Origin of the sequence: Dawidia soli (assembly GCF_018598185.1) — a bacterium.
In the GTDB taxonomy this organism is placed as follows: Bacteria; Bacteroidota; Bacteroidia; order Cytophagales; family Cyclobacteriaceae; genus Ohtaekwangia; species Ohtaekwangia soli.
In genome coordinates, this window is the sequence record NZ_JAHESC010000018.1 from 47370 (window position 1) to 63730 (window position 16361).

At 54.5% G+C, this 16361-nt stretch carries 11 protein-coding genes; 7 read left to right on the plus strand and 4 right to left on the minus strand.

The window, feature by feature from the left end:
* Positions 1 to 3 precede the first annotated feature (3 nt).
* Genes KK078_RS13595 through KK078_RS13605 form a run of 3 tightly spaced genes read left to right on the plus strand, consistent with a single transcriptional unit; the run spans position 4 to position 1592 of the window.
* Complete coding sequence (locus KK078_RS13595) at positions 4 to 579, plus strand: RNA polymerase sigma factor (protein WP_254090831.1); 576 nt, start codon at positions 4 to 6, stop codon at positions 577 to 579.
* 23 nt (positions 580 to 602) lie between these two features.
* Complete coding sequence (locus KK078_RS13600; protein ID WP_254090832.1) at positions 603 to 1412, plus strand: tetratricopeptide repeat protein; 810 nt, start codon at positions 603 to 605, stop codon at positions 1410 to 1412.
* Positions 1413 to 1442: 30 nt separating this feature from the next.
* Positions 1443 to 1592 carry a hypothetical protein gene (locus KK078_RS13605; protein WP_254090833.1) on the plus strand — a complete coding sequence of 50 codons (150 nt, stop codon included), beginning with the start codon at positions 1443 to 1445 and terminating at the stop codon, positions 1590 to 1592.
* Between the two features lie 82 nt (positions 1593 to 1674).
* Here KK078_RS13605 and KK078_RS13610 read toward each other — a convergent pair whose 3' ends face one another.
* Complete coding sequence (locus KK078_RS13610; RefSeq protein ID WP_254090834.1) at positions 1675 to 4722, minus strand: CHAT domain-containing protein; 3048 nt, start codon at positions 4720 to 4722, stop codon at positions 1675 to 1677.
* Between the two features lie 132 nt (positions 4723 to 4854).
* The gene (locus tag KK078_RS13615) at positions 4855 to 5655 is read right to left on the minus strand and encodes an EcsC family protein (RefSeq protein WP_254090835.1); all 801 of its coding nucleotides are present in this window, start codon (positions 5653 to 5655) and stop codon (positions 4855 to 4857) included.
* Positions 5656 to 5825: 170 nt separating this feature from the next.
* Between KK078_RS13615 and KK078_RS13620 the strand changes: the two genes are divergently transcribed.
* Positions 5826 to 6047, plus strand: coding sequence for a hypothetical protein (locus KK078_RS13620; protein WP_254090836.1), 222 nt, complete (start codon positions 5826 to 5828; stop codon positions 6045 to 6047).
* An 84-nt stretch (positions 6048 to 6131) separates the two neighbouring features.
* Here KK078_RS13620 and KK078_RS13625 read toward each other — a convergent pair whose 3' ends face one another.
* Positions 6132 to 7502 carry a RagB/SusD family nutrient uptake outer membrane protein gene (locus KK078_RS13625; RefSeq protein ID WP_254090837.1) on the minus strand — a complete coding sequence of 457 codons (1371 nt, stop codon included), beginning with the start codon at positions 7500 to 7502 and terminating at the stop codon, positions 6132 to 6134.
* A 12-nt stretch (positions 7503 to 7514) separates the two neighbouring features.
* Positions 7515 to 10595: a SusC/RagA family TonB-linked outer membrane protein gene (locus KK078_RS13630; protein ID WP_254090838.1), complete on the minus strand. Its 3081-nt coding sequence runs from the start codon at positions 10593 to 10595 to the stop codon at positions 7515 to 7517.
* Between the two features lie 477 nt (positions 10596 to 11072).
* On the opposite strand from KK078_RS13630, the gene KK078_RS13635 reads away from it, so the two are divergent.
* From KK078_RS13635 to KK078_RS13645, 3 genes are all read left to right on the plus strand, one after another.
* Positions 11073 to 11654, plus strand: coding sequence for an RNA polymerase sigma factor (locus KK078_RS13635; RefSeq protein WP_254090839.1), 582 nt, complete (start codon positions 11073 to 11075; stop codon positions 11652 to 11654).
* Positions 11655 to 11802: 148 nt separating this feature from the next.
* Positions 11803 to 12804: a FecR family protein gene (locus KK078_RS13640; protein ID WP_254090840.1), complete on the plus strand. Its 1002-nt coding sequence runs from the start codon at positions 11803 to 11805 to the stop codon at positions 12802 to 12804.
* A 239-nt stretch (positions 12805 to 13043) separates the two neighbouring features.
* Complete coding sequence (locus KK078_RS13645) at positions 13044 to 16358, plus strand: SusC/RagA family TonB-linked outer membrane protein (protein WP_254090841.1); 3315 nt, start codon at positions 13044 to 13046, stop codon at positions 16356 to 16358.
* Positions 16359 to 16361 lie beyond the last annotated feature (3 nt).

The following is a 16361-nucleotide window of genomic DNA, read 5'->3' on the forward strand; positions in this document are numbered from 1 at the left end:
ATAATGGACTTGCGGATCCGGTCGTTGATAAAAGATATAAAAGAAGACAATCACCTGGTTTTGAAAGCACTGTATAACTATATGAGGCCTGAATTCCTGTCGTGGTTTAGCCGGCATTACTACTGCCGCATCGAAGACGTCGAAGACGCCTACCAGCGCTCCTTCAATATCTTCTATTTCAACGTACGGGAGGACAAGGTTGCGATGCAGGAGATCAAAGCCAGCACCTACCTGTTCTCGATCGGCCGTAACATCATGTTACAGGTGCTGAACAAGGAGCCAAAGAATAAAACGTCGCTGGAGAACGTCCACGAGCACGCGCTGGAGCATGTCAGTATCGACTACGATATGGAAGACGCCTACCGCAAGGAGGTGATCGTACGGTTGCTCAACCAGCTAGACGAAACCTGTCGAAATGTACTGGTACTCAGTTTCTACCGTGACTTTTCGATGGAATCCATCGCCTCCGAGCTGAACTTTAAGAGCGAATCGGTGGCGAAAAAGAAGAAACATCTTTGTATGAAAAAGCTGAAGGAGCTGGTCGACAAGCACAATATCGTGCGCGACAGCCTGGCATAGAGGGGTATTTAAATCATTGCGTGATGGACGAGGAACTGGAATTCGAATGGATTGAAAATTATCACAAAGGCCGGCTGAGCCTGGACGAGCGCCAGGCGTTCCTGGAACGGGAACAGGCCGATGCCGCCTTCGCGGGCAAGGTCCGCTCCTACCGCGAGATCATGGACGGTATTGCTTACTACGGTAAACAACAGCCCTTTGCCGAGACGATTCGCGGTTGGGAGCAAGAGATCAAAACACAAGCCGAAACCGATGGCCTGGCGGCACATCCTGCCACGACGGCCCAAAGCACGGCCGGCAAGAAGATCATCCCCCTGTACCGCACCTATGTATACTGGGCTGCCGCCGCGGTATTGATGCTGATCGTTAGTTCGGTCTTATTGCTGCGCCCCACGCCGGCAGATACACGGGCGCTGTACGAAACATACTATAGACCGTACCCCGACGTCTTCAACCCCTCGGTGCGCGGCGAGCCAGGCACAACAACGGCCTCGGCACGGGAAAAAGCTTCCGCCGCTTACCGTGCAGGCCGCTATCCGGAAGCGCTGCAGCTCTTTCGTTCCCTGTCCGGAGCCGACCGTCAGGAACAGGACAACATCCGGTTATACCTCGGTAACTGTTACCTGGCCCTCGACTCACTGGATGCAGCAGCCAAAGCCTTCCTCTCGATCGGCGGCGACAGCCACATTGCCAGCCAGGCAAAGTGGTACCTGGCCATGACGTATCTCAAAGCGGGAACCGCCGATCGCGCAAAGAGCGTACTCCATACGTTGGCCGACGAAGGCGGTAGTTATGCAGACCGGGCCCGGGAGATCTTACAAAAAATAGAGTGATCTATATATAACCCTTTAACCCCCACATGTATGCCAAAAACAAAAACCCTCAACACAAACAACACCAATGACATTACGGACGCAAGGCCGGCCATGAAGAAGCCGACCAAGAAAGTCAACACTACCGTAAGCAGCGTCAAATCTAACACCAACCGTCATGGCAGCACAAAACGAAAATAACAACACCAACGACATTACCGACAGCCGCCCGATGATGATGATCCGCACAGGGTCAGCGGCAATAGCCTCGCTATCGTTATTGTTATACGTTCTCTTTCAGATACTTCATTGCGGGTGCCGGTAAACCCGGTATAGATACCTTGCTTCTTACCTTTTTCCAGGTGAGAAGCAGGGTTCCCGTTAAAACCAGAAAGATCATACCCGACACCACACCGTATAAGAAGGGATCTTCCTCTCCCGGTGTAATTTTGTGAGTATTCCCCCACGACACCATGCCCGCCCAATACGAGGGATGCGCTGTATACTGGTCGGCTTCCTGCAAATATTCACGTTGCGCCACGGCCAGCGCGGTACCGATGGTCTCCTGTCCCAGGCCCGCGTAAAACTTTTGCATCAGCGAAGCCGTCGTGCCGTCGTCTATACGCCACAGCGACATGACCACGTTGCGCGCGCCCGCATGGAAAAAGCCACGCGCCACGCTGTAGACACCTTCCGCCCGAAACGACTTGCCGTAGCCTGTTTCACAGGCGCTTAATACGGTAAGGTCCGCCTTCAGTCGCAGGCTATAAAGCTCATGCGCAAAGAGTTTCCCGTCCTGAAATTGTAAATAGCAGTTGTAAATATCCTGCGCGTCGGCTTTACCGTGCAGGGCCAGGTGCAGCACTGCATAGTCGGGGGCTTGTTCGAGGAAGGAGCGTTTACCGGCTGCCCGGCCGGCTACGAACGTGCCGCGCATGATGCCGGCGATGGCCTCCAGCTCCTGGCGCGCACCGGGCAGGCTACCGGCGCCGGCGACTTGTTCCGTGCCGTCAGACCAACCATACGCCAGCAGGTTCCGGCGCCGCGTGCGTTCTGCCGGGTGGGCAAAGAGCGACGCTGCATCGTATGAATACGCCACCGAGGCGTGGCGCACCACGTAATCCAGCTGACGATAGTCTACAACACCATCCCGGTCCGGGGCGGTCAGTAGCAATGCCTGAAAGGGCAAGAGGTTCAGGATGCCATCGGGCACGATAAACACAGGCGGCAGTGCCTGGTCGGTTTTCAGGTCGCAGGCCCGAAAGACCGGAGCCAGAAGCGTTTCTCCCAACCGGGTTGCCAGCCGTGTATAGACCGCATAGTCGTCACGCAGCAGTTTCTCCCGCACACCGGCCGCCAACAGCTCGCCCAGCGTACGGACGTCCTCTTCTGTTGTGCCGACCGGAAAACGTAACAAGTGTTCCTTGCCCGCATATATGGCCACGGCATAGATATGTGTTTTGCCCGTAAAATATTCGACAAAGACGGCGTTATCCCCTAGTTTACTTTTCAGCATGGCAAGCTCCATCGGGCTGACAGGTTGATCGACCACGACGGCCCCCGGGAATCGGGCGCCGGTCCGCTCCTGCCACAGCCGGAGCTTTTCTTCCTCTGCCACCAGTGCGGTATTGATGACACGTTCCAGCGAATCAGCGGGAGCCTGGAGTTTACTCAACTGCTGTTGTAACGAGGCAATGGCATGTCGTATCGTCCGCTCCTGCTGCATGATGCTGTCGGGTATTTGCCGCTGCAACTGCCGGCCTACCTCTTCCAGCCGCGCCCGCAGGATCCGGCCTTTGCTTTTGTCGATCAGGGAAAAAGCCTCGCTGATATACCGCACGTCGCCCGTACGCCCATACAGGTGATGCGCACACGCCAGGGCGGCTTCGTAGATGGCGTAATTGATGCTGACGAAGCGCAGACGCGAGCTCTCGCGGTCCTGCGCCTGCCAATGCAGGTCCATAAGCCTGTCGGAAAGCTTAAAACACTCCAGGGCCAGGCGCCAGTAGGTATACGGTTGGCCCTGCTCCTCCGCCAGTTTCATGAGCATGTCACCCTTCTGCGACAGCTCCTGGTAGCACTGCGGAATGTTCTTTAGCTTATCAAAGGATGGGTTGCGCATATCGTCCTGGGCATGGATGCCTTCGCCCGCGGCAACACAGATACCTCGCTGTAGATACAGCAACCCTTCCTTATATTTTCCATCAGCCTCCAGCACGTCGCTGATGTGGCGGCAAACGTTGGTGATATCCAGGGGGTTGGCATCGGCATAGCGTTCCAGGATCGCCAGGGCGTCGTGGTAATGCTTCAGGGCCAGTGGGTTCCTGCCCGCCGCCTGCAACGCCTTGCCCCGGATGATCGATACGTTGGCAAGTTCGGCGGAATCATGGGCGTTGCGCGCTAACAATATATGCCGCGCACTGTCCGCACACGCCAGCGACAGGGCAACGCGTTTGGTCTCCGTATACGCAATCGATAAGTTCTTGTAATCATTAGCCATCTCTGAAGTATATAACATGCCGCTTGTCCGGCGCAGGCCGATCGCCTTGCGATAGTAGACGATGGACTTCTCAAAGGCCCCCTGATTGTTATAGATATTGGCCAGCATGCCATAGCAGCGCATCAGCGCGGGGGTGTCTGTCGGACGCATGCGTTCCAGTGCATCGATGGCTTTATAGGCATAACCGCTCGCCTTTTCAAAGTCGTTCTTCAGGCGGTTGGTCGTCGCCAGGTTGTAGTAACTACGGTAAAGTTGTTTGAGATCCGGGGAGGAAAGGCTCGTGAGGATCTCCACAGCCTGTTGGAATTTATGCTCGGCCGAGGCGTAGTCGCGCAAGGTGTACCGGTACACCTCCCCCAGACCGTTGTAGCTCTCGGCTACCTGCGCATGCTGGTCTCCCCATAACTTGCGGCGGATCGCCAACGCTTCGCGGTGAAACTGGAGCGCCCGGTCGGGCTGGTTGATCAGGTCGTATAATACACCACACGCATAAAAGGCTTCGCCGGCTTCCGCACTGCGATCCTCCGCCCCGGCAGCCATGGAGCGGGCGCTGTCCAGGTATAATGTCGCGTGATCATAGTCCCGGCGTTTCATGAACACATTACCGATGCCCGTGCAGGCGGCGATGTGCAGCTGAGGAGCGTTGGCAAACAAACATCGCTGAGCGACGGTTTGGTACAGGAACAAAGCGCTGTCATATACACCGCGTTGGTATACCTGGTTGGCACGGCTTAACAGATGCTGGATAGGCTCTTGCTGCGACGCCACGGCCGTGACGGAAGACAAGCAGCATAGCATGAGAACAGCCAGAAATACATTTCTACTGCACATAGAGGGGTCCGGGTCAGGGAACGCATGCAAGTTACTATGTGCTGATGCGAAATGTATCGCACATGATGCATTCTCCGGAAAAACACCCTGATTTAATACCTCATTTTACAGGTAAACTTTTGGGGTACGGATCTACGCAAAAGATGTAGTAAGCCTGGGAGCGTCGCCCCGCTCATACTGCAACGGCAGAACATTGATCTCCTGCCACCGCATGCGGTACGCATTCATGGCAAATCTGCCGAGCTTATAGGTAAGCCGGTGATTGACATACGCCCCGACCACCGCCCCAATGCCCGGTACAAGTTGTAACAACTTGGCGAGGTCTATATAGTCGCGGTACTCTTGCTGAAAGCTTCGCCAGTCAAATTGATGGATATCGTCGGGCAAATGTTTCTTTTCCTCCGACCAACGCGCCATAGTAGCATAAATGCCATTGCGGTGCTTTTGGCTCGAGAACGCCAGCTGAAAGATGTGTAAAAGGTAGATCCGTTCCTTGTAATCGCGCGTCTCAAATCCATACGCCGCGGCAATCTCAAACAGCATTTTCATTTTAATAGTAAGCCAGAGTGGAAAGTCGGCGAGCCCCAGCAGGATCCCGCCGGCGCCCGTGATCGCACCTTCCGTTGCGGCCGTGTTGCTATAGACACGTATGCGCTCCATTACCGCCCGCTCACGCTCTTGTAAGGACCCTTCGCGCACAACCGGGCGATTGGTGACCTTCGCACCAAAGATCATGGCACGCGTCATCTGCTTGATCGCTGTCGTTAAGGCACGGTGCACTTTCTCGGGAATCACACGGTTCACCCGCTGCTGTATGCCGCGTGACAGCTTGTTGAGCAGCGACGGTCTGCGTTGCATATCGTGTTGCCATTGCCTGAGTTCGTCCAGTGCCTGGCGATCGTACGGGGTGGATAGGTATGTAGTTCGCTGCATAATCGTATTCCTTATTTGTTGTATACGTGAAATGTTGTGCCACGTTTCCTCGACGAACGCTTATCCCGTGCGAGGAATTTTCTCTACATGTATTGTATCCGAGCTTTACCCAATAGGGCTTGTTCGCGCAGTCATTTTTGTCTACTTTACCTGACATCAAACAACCTGCTATGGAAGAAAAAGAAATCAGGATCAAGAAAGGTGAAAACGATCTGACGAGCGAGGTAAAAGGTTTCGATCAGGTCGTGTTCCTGCACTGGAATGCGAATGTGCCGTTGCTGTATAACGGCGCGATCATCAACAAAGGCGATACCGTCCGCAAGGAAGATCCGTTTATCATCTCGCAACGGAGTACGGACCACGAATTTGTTGCGACGATACAGCTTCGATGAATTTGAGTTACGTGCAGACACACATAAAAGAGGCCGTCACCTGTAAGGGACGGCCTCTTTGCTGTAGGCGGATATAGCTATCTTTTATCGGTTCAGATACGCGTCGTTCTGCGACAGGTTCGGGTTGAGATCGCGCTCAGCCTGCGGGATCGGAAACACAAAACGTCCGGGGTCGGGGTTCTGCATCATTTCTGTCAATGCCAGCTCCGTGCGTGTGTAGTCAAACCAGGCCTCGCCCTCAAACATCATTTCCAGCCGCTTCTCGCGTTGCACGACCGTAATGAAGTCTTGCAGGGTAGTAAACGTGCTTATCTCGGGAGTCTCCACACCGGCGCGATCGCGTACGGCTTTGTAGTAGTTGTACGCATCCTCCGTAACACTCTCTGCACGGCGCGCTTCCGCTTCGGCATAGATCAGGTATACTTCCGCCAGCCGGATCACCGGTATGTTTTGAACGGCCGGCCCGCTCGGATATTTGCCGATAAAGAACTGATCGCCTTTTTCCGTTTCCACACGCACGACGTTAAAGTAACGACGCTCGTCGGCGGAATCGTATTGGTCATAGATGGCTTTGCTCGTGCCAAAGATCCCACCGGTCTGGGCCACGTTTTTAGCCAGCTCGTTCTGTACCTGCGCATCGTACTGGATCTCGAAAATCGACTCGGTGCTGTTTTCTTTCGTCCATACGTCGCCGTAGTTATCGGTGGGCAGGTAGCCGCCGTTCATAATCACATCACCCGCCAGGGCGGACGCCCGTTCATAGTTACCGCTGTAGAGATATACTTTGGCCAGCAGCGCTTCCGCCGCCCAACGCGTAGCGCGACCCATGTCGGCCGCCGCCGCATACCGGCCCGGCAGTTCCTCATATCCGCCCAGGTCCGATATGATCTGGGCGTAGACCTCCGAAACAGATGCCCGTGCAACCTGCAGATTGGTCGAACCGGAAGTGGTTGGCGTCGTGATCAGCGGCACGTCGCCAAAGCTGCGCACCAGGTTGAAGTACACAAGCGCCCGGATAAACTTAGCTTCCCGCAACAAGGCATTGCGCGTGGATTCGTTGCTGAAGGTCACTTCGGCAGCGCGTTCCGCTGATTCCAGCGCCAATACATTATTGGCAGCATTGATCGTGGTATACGAGCTCGCCCAGATATTCAGCGTCCAGGGATTATCAATGTTAATCGTGTTGCTGGTAAACACCATGTATTCCGGGTACTGCTGAAGGCTGACCACCTGCCCGGCGGCAAGCTCGGGAACGATCAGCATCGCCCGCCCGTAGTAGTTGGCATTCACAAGCGAGTTATACAGGGCGATCACCGCCGAGGTAACACTCTTTTCGTCCGTGAAATATTGGTCGGACGAGATCTGATCGATAGGTTCTTTGTCGAGAAAATCATCGCAGGAAACCGCCGCCAGCGATGCAATGCTTAAAAGTATGTAGTAACTGATTTTTTTCATGGTAGCGTCAAATTAGAAAGTCATGGTTAAACCGCCGGTGAAGATGCGCGGCTGCGGATAGCTGCCGTAATCGTAGCCATAGATCAGGCCCGGGTTGAAAGAGCCACCTTGCGAAGAGCCCACTTCGGGGTCGTAACCACGGTAGTTGGTAAACACGTAAGCATTCTGAACGGTAGCATATACGCGCAGTGCCTTGATGTGCCACCGGTCGGTAATGGCCGTCGGCAAGGTATAGCCCAGGGTAATGTTGCGCAGACGGAAGAACGATCCGTCCTCGACAAAACGCGTGGAGATCGTGGCGTTGTCGAAGCTGGCCGGTGCCGGGCGTGGCACATCGGTAACATCGCCCTCCTGACGCCAGCGGCGCGTCCAATCCACCAGTCCGTTGGAGGTACCGCTGCCCGAAAGCCCGCTGAATAAGTTGTAGTTGAAGATATCGTTGCCATACGAGAACTGCCCCATGATGCTCAGGTCGAAATTCTTGAAGAAGAACGTGTTGGTGATGCCACCGAAAAAGTCGGGGTTCGGGTTGCCGATGATCCGGCGGTCTTCCGGAAACGTCGGCGGGCCTACCGTGCCGTCATTGCGCTCGAAGTCGATCATACCGGTAGAGGTGTTCACCCCTACCATGCTATACCCGAAGAAAGAGCCCAACGGTTCTCCCTCACGGGCTATATTCAGATAGTTACCCAAACCGCCGAGGATGTCGCCGTTGGGTAGGGACACAACCTTATTGCGGTTAAAAGTCATATTGAGAGAGGTTGTCCAACGGAAATCACCGATCAGGTTGCGGGAGGTGATCTCAAACTCGAAACCCTTGTTCTGGATCTCGCCAACGTTCTGGAAAGATGTCGCAAAACCTGAGGTACGTGGTATTTGTACACCGATCAGCAGGTCGGAAGTATTCTTTACATAGTAGTCCGCCAACAGCGTGATCCGGTCTTCGAAGAAGCCGGCATCGACACCAATGTCGATCTGCTCGGTGGTCTCCCAGCCCAGGTTCGGATCGCCCAATGTCGAAGGAAAATAACCCGGCTGGCCGATGTAGTTGCGGCCGCCGCTATACAACGAGTAGCTGGCGTAGTTGCCAATGTCCTGGTTACCGGTAATACCCCAGCTGGCACGCAGCTTCAGGTTGCTGATCTGTTTATTGCCGGCCAGGAAAGGCTCCTGAGACACGCGCCACGCCGCGGCAACGGACGGGAAGACCCCGTAACGATTGTCCGCGCCAAACCGCGACGATCCGTCCACACGGAAGTTCGCCGTCAGGAGGTAGCGGTCTTTGAAACCATAATTGGCGCGCGCGAAATACGATGCTATCGCCCACTCCTGCGCACCGGCCGACGCACCTGTAACGGTACCGCCGGCAGAGATCCATTCAATATCGGTGCGGTTATAATTCGAGCGACGCGCATCCACATAGCTCAGCTTCGATCCCTGAAAGGATATACCGCCCAGCAGGTTGATGTGGTGCAGGTCGTTGATCCGTCTGTCGAACGTAAGCGTGTTCTCATTGACCCACAGCTGGTCACGCGTGCTGCGGCTCGCACCAAGACCCTTATCGACGACAAATGCGCGAATGCCGGTGCCGGGCATAAAGAACCGCTCGTCGATGTAGCTCATATCCGCACCCCAGTTGGTTTTGATGCTCAAGCCCGGGATGATCTGATATTCCAGCGAAGTATTGGCCAGGATCCGGAACGTCTCGGCCGTATTTACCGGCAACTCCAGCATGGCCACCGGGTTCTCGCGCGACAGCACGACAGTATCCAGGCCCCAGCTGCCATCGGCATTGTGCACCGGGATATTCGGCGGTGTCACAAATCCGTTCTTGGTAGCACCTTCCTTGGAGTTCTCTTCCTGCACACGTTGATTGATGGCGCGGGTGATATTGATGTTTGAGGTAAGCTTCAGGCGTTTGCTGAACTGATGATCTACGTTCATCCGCCCGCTGATCCGCTCGAACGATGAGTTCAGCAGGATCCCTTCTTGCTTGTAGTAACCGATGGACGTATAATATTGGGTGGACTCCGAACCTCCCGAAGCGGAGATCTCGTAGTTCTGCATCGGCGCCGTGCGGAATATCTCATCTTGCCAGTCGGTGTCCACACTGGTCACCTGGGTTCCCGGACGGGGCGCGGTACCCAGGTACTTATAGTAGTCGCGCATGTAATCTACATATTGCGCCGTATTCATCATATCATATTTCCGCTCCTTGGGCATCTCAGACACGCCCGCATATGCGTTTACCGTGATCTGATTCGTATTCGGCTTCCCGCGTTTCGTCGTGATAAGCACCACACCGTTGGCTGCACGCGCACCATAGATGGAAGACGACGCAGCGTCTTTCAATACTTCGACCGATTCGATATCGCTGGGATTGATCGAAGAAAGGATATTGATACCCTGTGTACCACCGCCGAAGTTGAAGTCGCTTCCGCCTACAAAGTTGGTCGTGCTGTTCACCGGGATCCCGTCCACAACATAGAGCGGATCGGAACCGGCATTGATAGACGTCGTACCGCGGATCCGGATGCTGACGCCACCGCCCGGAGATCCACCCCGTTGTGTTACCTGCACACCACCCGCCTTACCTTGTATCGCCTGGCTGACGCTGGGCAGCAGGTCGTTCTCGATCTGCTCGCCACCGATGGTGGATACCGAGCTCGTAAGCGTCGCGCGGTCCATCGTACCATACCCCACAACGACGACCTCTTTAAGGACTTTCTGTTCGGGCTCTAATGATACATCGATATTCTTCTGTCCGTTGACTGGTACTTCTTTATCTTGCAGGCCTACGAACGATACGACAAGCGTCTCCTTACCTGTTTCGACCATGATGGTATATTTACCGGAGGCATCTGTCACGACGCCCTTCGTCGTACCCTTTACCATAACGCTGGCCCCGGGAACAGGTCCATCTTCCGGCGACGACACCGTGCCCGTTACGCGAAAGGAGCCCGTCGATACGGTCGATGTATCTTGCGCGGCAACACGGGTACTATCGGTTCTGGTGCTATCGGTACGGGTACTGTCAGCCGCAATCCTGGCTTTTGTCGAGTCGACCTGGATCAACGAATCGGTTTGCGCCATGAAAGCCTTGTCCTCTTCCGAGATTTTAACAGTGTCTGTTACCGGAGGTTGTGTGTTTGTGGTGTCACCCGGTTGTCGGTCTTGTGCCCAGCCCGCCGTCGCAGAAAGGATACAGAGACAACTAGCGTAAAAAAAAATCCTCATAATTAAAGTGTTTGTAAGTCGATTGGACGTAAGGTAAACTCATGCCATACCGCAAAAGGCTGGTAAGAGGCCCATTGAGTGGTCAAATGACGTTGTAACAGGTAGCAAATGGGGAAAAAGACCGAATTGGGATTCCCCAGTAGTGTTGCGAAATTCAACAACCTGTGGCATTCGGTCTCATAAAAAAACTCGGGTACATTTATTCCGAAATCGTTTGATATTCCCGTGTTTTGTAGAGTAGAATCGCGACCGGGGCGTAATGGCCCTGCATAACGGGATTGATTTTTCCCCCTTTTTACACTAAACTTATAAACGAGTTTACCTGAGCAGGCCTTGCAACCACTCCCTCACCATAGCGATGAAGAGCTTCTGAAGCTGATTCGGAAGTCCGATAAGGCAGCATATGAAGAGATCTTTCACCGGTATTGGTATCGCCTGTACCGGATGGTACTCAAGAGCACCGGCGAGCATGAAGAAGCCGAAGAGATCGTTCAGGAACTGTTCCTGAAACTGTGGAAACGACGCGAAGAGCTCAAGGTTATCAACCTCTCCCACTACCTGCTGGGCGCCGCCCGGAAACAGCTCATCGACAAGATCCGCTCGAAGATCGTACACCAAAAATACTGGGACCACTACCGCACCTTTATACCGACCAGCGCCAACGAAACCGACAGTGCCGTGGCGTTTGACGAACTGAACGCCGAGATTCAACACGCCATTAAACAACTGCCGGAAAAGTCGCAGCAGGTATTTCGCCTGAACCGGCTCGAAGGGCGCTCGATCTCCGAGATCGCGCAATTCCTGAAATTGTCCGAACGCGCCATTGAATACCACCTGACACAATCCCTGAAGCAGCTCCGCGCCCACCTGAAAGACTACATCATCTCCTTGCTGCTGTTGATCTGGTTGTCATGATCGCCCGTCCGGGCTCAACCGATTGCGCTAAAACAAAGAAAATCAGCCACATCCAGATTAGTAAAAAATTTTCGTCCGTCGTTTACGGTAAATCCGGACTTATCCGACTTCTATTCCAGATAAGGCCAAATAAAACCGAACCGACGCGATGGACGCAAAAGAATTTGATTCCCTACTGGAACGTTATAACACCAACACCTGCTCGGCAGAGGAGCAACGGCTTGTCGATCATTGGATGAACAATCTCCAATCGCAGGACATCGATTTACCCGAGCACGCCCGGGACGCTATAAAGAAGAAGATTTGGGTTAAGATTGATAATCAGGTTTTGGCGGAGTCATCTGCCAAACCTGGTTTCAGTTATTGGAAGGTCGCCGCCGCCGTGGCACTGCTCGTCAGCTGCAGTGTCTTAGTATACCGGTACCTCCCTCCGGCGACGACCGGCAAGGCGCCGGTGAGCATGGCAGAAGGCGATTTCTTCCGGTTCACCAACACCACGACGGAACCAGTACGTGTACCGCTCAAAGACGGCAGTACCGTGGTCGTTCAACCCGGCAGCGAGCTGCGATACCCGGAAACCTTTGGCAAACAACGCGAAGTATACCTGTCGGGCGAAGCCTTCTTTGAGATCGCACGCGACCCGGCACACCCATTCCTGGTGCACGCCAATGAGCTGACAACACGGGTATTGGGTACAAGCTTCGTCATCAAGGCATATGCCGACCGGAAGGAGATCGTCGTGTCAGTACGCACCGGTAAAGTCTCGGTCTTCCCCAAGTCGGCACCCGGACAAACGGCACCCCCCGAAGAGATCATTCTAACTCCCAACCAGCAGGTGGTATATCAACGCCAGGAGCGAATAGCCCAGAAACAATTGGTGGAAAGCCCGGCCGTGCTGGTGCCGGCACCGTCGACCTCGCTGGCCTATACCGACGAGCCCGTGGCAAAACTGTTCCGGACGCTGGAAACGATGTACGGTGTAACGATCGACTTTGACGAGCACGCCATCGAGCAGTGCCGCATTACCACCGAGCTGACAGACGAAGGCCTGTTTGAACGGATGGAAGTGATCTGCCACGTCATCAATGCTACCTATTATGTAGAAGACGGGCATATCCGGGTGGAGTCACGCGGATGCAACACGAATTGAGCCAAATGAAGCGATACGACCTAACCCAAACCTAACCCCTGCTGCCTATGTAAAAATAGCACTACACTTCCACACATACATGTAAACAAAAAGAGGCAGGCGATGTCGTGACCATCCCCACCTCCTATCAAGCCTTGCTGAGAAGTCAGCCTGGCCGGTTTTTGCCCTTTTCACAAACAAAAACATCTAAATCTATGAATAAATCCAGACCTGTTCAATATGGGCTGTTATTGTTTCTTATGCGAGTGACACTAATTAACCTATTGATCGTCTCATTCACCATGTCGATGGTGTATGCTATTGACGCCGAGGCCCAGGAAGTGCTGGAACGGCGGGTGACGCTTAATGTCGACGCCGTTGAAGTACAAGACGTGCTGACCCTGCTCGGCAAACAAGCCAAAGTCAAATTCACATACAATCCCAGTCAGATCCCCATTCACAACCGCATCACCATGCACGTCGTCGACCGGAAGTTGTCAGACGTACTGGCCGACGTGCTTCATGAGAATATAGATTACAAAGTTATCGGCAAACAGATCGCGTTGAAGCCCTTGCACCCTTCGCTGGCAACCGCGACGGATCAGCCCCTCGCGTCAACGACCGATGCGCTGTATGGCCCTATTATCACGGGCAGGATCAGCGACCCCAGCGGCTCGCCGCTGCCCGGTGTGAATGTGATCGTAAAGGGAACCACCATCGGCACCACCGCCAACGGCAATGGCGAATATACCCTGGAGGTCCCCGGCGATGACGCCATCCTGGTATTTTCATTCATCGGTTACGCCACCCAGGAGGTATTAACCTCCGGTCGCACCAGCATTGATGTTACCCTGCAGGAAGACATCCAGTCGCTTGGCGAAGTGATCGTCGTGGGGTATGGCACGCAAGAGAAGAAAGAAGTGACGAGCGCCATCTCGCAGGTATCGGGCGATGACATTCGCAAAAGCTCGGCCATCTCCATTTCCAACTCACTCGCAGGCCGTATGCCCGGCCTGATCGTTAACCAGCGCAACGCCGAGCCCGGGCGCGACGATGCCAGCATCTTTATCCGGGGGATTGCTACTACCGGCAACAGCCAGGCATTGATCGTGATCGACGGTGTGGCCAATCGCGACGGTATCTCGCGGCTCGATCCCAATGACATCGAGACGCTCACCGTGTTGAAGGATGCGTCGGCGGCCATCTATGGTGCACAGGCCGCCAACGGTGTGGTGCTGATCACTACCAAACGTGGTAGAACCGGTAAGCCCACGTTGAATTACAGCTTTAACCAGGGCTTTGTAAGTCCCACCCGTTTTATGAAGATGGCCAATGCCGCCACCTTTGCACGGAGCGTGAACGACATCTTGCCAAACTTCTATACCGACGAGCAAATTGCCCAATATCAAAACGGTACCCGCTCCAGCACCAACTGGATGAAGGAGTCGTTTGATCCTTACTACCTGCAAAATCGTCACAACCTGACCCTGACCGGCGGTACGGAAGCAGTGAAGTATTTTATATCCGGCGGTACCGCATACCAGGGGCCGTTGCTTACGGACGATGAGACGACCGAATACCGGCAGTACAATCTCCGCTCGAACATCGACGCGCAAATGTCGAAGATCCTGACCATCGGGCTCGACCTGGCGGGACGCCGTGAGAACCGGAACTTTTTGCAGACAAATCCCAACACAACGTTTCAGGCTGCCTTGCTGACGCCACCTACCCTACCCGCCACTATCCGCGGCTTACCGGCTCGCGGCCGGCTGGGGCAGAATCCATTGGCGATTGCCGCGGGGCGTGGGTATGATAAACTGGAGCGCACGGTATTAAACAGCACGTTTAAGCTCGACCTGAAGCTACCGTTTATCGAAGGCCTGTCTGCCGATGGCTTTGCCGCGCTGGACATTGTCAACGACTTCCGCAAGATCTGGCAGCAGCCTTATACCTTCTACGATGCCGACCCCGACGGCAATCCCGTACCCGCACAGTCGTCTGAAACGCCACAGCTTACTGAAAACTACCAACGCCAGGAGTCCATTACATTGAATGCAAAGTTAAAATATGAACGCACCTTTGGCGCACACCATGTCACAGGCTTTGTGGCGTACGAGCAAAACGAGAACCGTATGGACAGCCTCTCGGCACGCCGCACGGGGTTTGAATCAGGCGAGATCGACCAGCTCTTCGCCGGCAGCCAGTCCAACCAAACGGCCGACGGCACGGCCCGCAAGGGAGCCCGCCAGAATTACTTCGGCCGTTTGACGTACGACTATGCCGACAAATATTTTGTTCAGGCACACTTCCGCTACGACGGTTCGCAGATCTTCCCTCCCGGTGAGCGTTTTGGGTTCTTCCCGGGCGTATCGTTAGGCTGGCGCATTTCGGAAGAGGCGTTCATGCAGGATCAAACCATTTTGAGCAACCTCAAGCTGCGCGGCTCGTGGGGCAAGCTGGGAAACGACCGTGTCAAACCATTCCAGTACCTGGATGTGTTTTCCTTCAATATACGGCCGGGCGGCAACTATGTAGTTGACGACGAAGACGTGCAGGTATTGAATCCGGCGGTAATCTCGAACCCCAACATTACCTGGGAGAAACAAACCACCACGGACATCGGCGTAGAGGCGGGCTTCCTGGACAATCACCTGACGGTCGAGGCAGATGTATTCTTCAGCAAACGGAAAGATATTCTTTGGCCACGCAACGTGTCTGTGCCGCAGTATACGGGCATGCAGCTGCCTACCGAGAATATCGGCAAGGTCGAGAACAAAGGTATTGACGGCCAGATCACATACCGCGGCACCGTGGGCGAGCTTCAGTTTACAGTCGGCGCGAACATCACCTTTGCCCGTAATAAGATTGTCTTCCTCGACGACGGCGATATTTTTACCGAGGTGTATCAAAAACGGGAAGGTCACCCGGTCGGTGAGGAAGGCGTCGGCGGCACAAAACTGGCTTATGAGGTAGTCGGTATATACCGCACCGACGAAGACCTGACCCGGTACCCGAGCCCGGGCGCGCGGAAAGGTGACTTTATCTACCGCGATGTGAATGGAGACGGTATCATCGACACCGACGACCGGGTTCGGCAGGACCGTACGTCTACGCCGCAGTTACAATACGGATTCAACCTCGGCGCGCAATGGAATGGCTTCGACCTCAGCCTGCTGTTTCAGGGGCAGGGACTTGCGGCGCAGGAGATCACGTACAACTTTGGCGCGGAAAGTAACGCCGCCGAATACTTCCTGGAGAACGCGTGGCGCGAGGATTTTGCCGATGCGCCCATGGCGCGGATCAACTCGGACTATAGCAAGGCGACCAACAGCGTATGGATGCGCGACATTCGGTTCCTGCGGTTAAAATCCATCGAGCTCGGGTATACATTGCCCCACGCCCTGGTGTCGCGCGTCGGCATTCAGAATGTGCGGTTTTATGTCAACGGCTTCAACCTGCTGACATTCGACTCCCTGAAAAAAGACGGATTGCCCGACCCGGAAAGCACCAACATCCAGGGATGGGTATTTCCCCAGACCAAGAGCATCAATTTCGGTTTAAACTTAACTCTCTAACGG

Bases quoted from the DNA above. Each gene is read 5' to 3' on its own strand.
- KK078_RS13595 (WP_254090831.1), top strand. From the start codon at position 4: ATGGACTTGCGGATCCGGTCGTTGATAAAAGATATAAAAGAAGACAAT.
- KK078_RS13600 (WP_254090832.1), top strand. From the start codon at position 603: ATGGACGAGGAACTGGAATTCGAATGGATTGAAAATTATCACAAAGGC.
- KK078_RS13605 (WP_254090833.1), top strand. From the start codon at position 1,443: ATGCCAAAAACAAAAACCCTCAACACAAACAACACCAATGACATTACG.
- KK078_RS13610 (WP_254090834.1), bottom strand. From the start codon at position 4,722: ATGTGCAGTAGAAATGTATTTCTGGCTGTTCTCATGCTATGCTGCTTG.
- KK078_RS13615 (WP_254090835.1), bottom strand. From the start codon at position 5,655: ATGCAGCGAACTACATACCTATCCACCCCGTACGATCGCCAGGCACTG.
- KK078_RS13620 (WP_254090836.1), top strand. From the start codon at position 5,826: ATGGAAGAAAAAGAAATCAGGATCAAGAAAGGTGAAAACGATCTGACG.
- KK078_RS13625 (WP_254090837.1), bottom strand. From the start codon at position 7,502: ATGAAAAAAATCAGTTACTACATACTTTTAAGCATTGCATCGCTGGCG.
- KK078_RS13630 (WP_254090838.1), bottom strand. From the start codon at position 10,595: ATGGCGCAAACCGATTCGTTGATCCAGGTCGACTCGACAAAAGCCAGG.
- KK078_RS13640 (WP_254090840.1), top strand. From the start codon at position 11,803: ATGGACGCAAAAGAATTTGATTCCCTACTGGAACGTTATAACACCAAC.
- KK078_RS13645 (WP_254090841.1), top strand. From the start codon at position 13,044: ATGCGAGTGACACTAATTAACCTATTGATCGTCTCATTCACCATGTCG.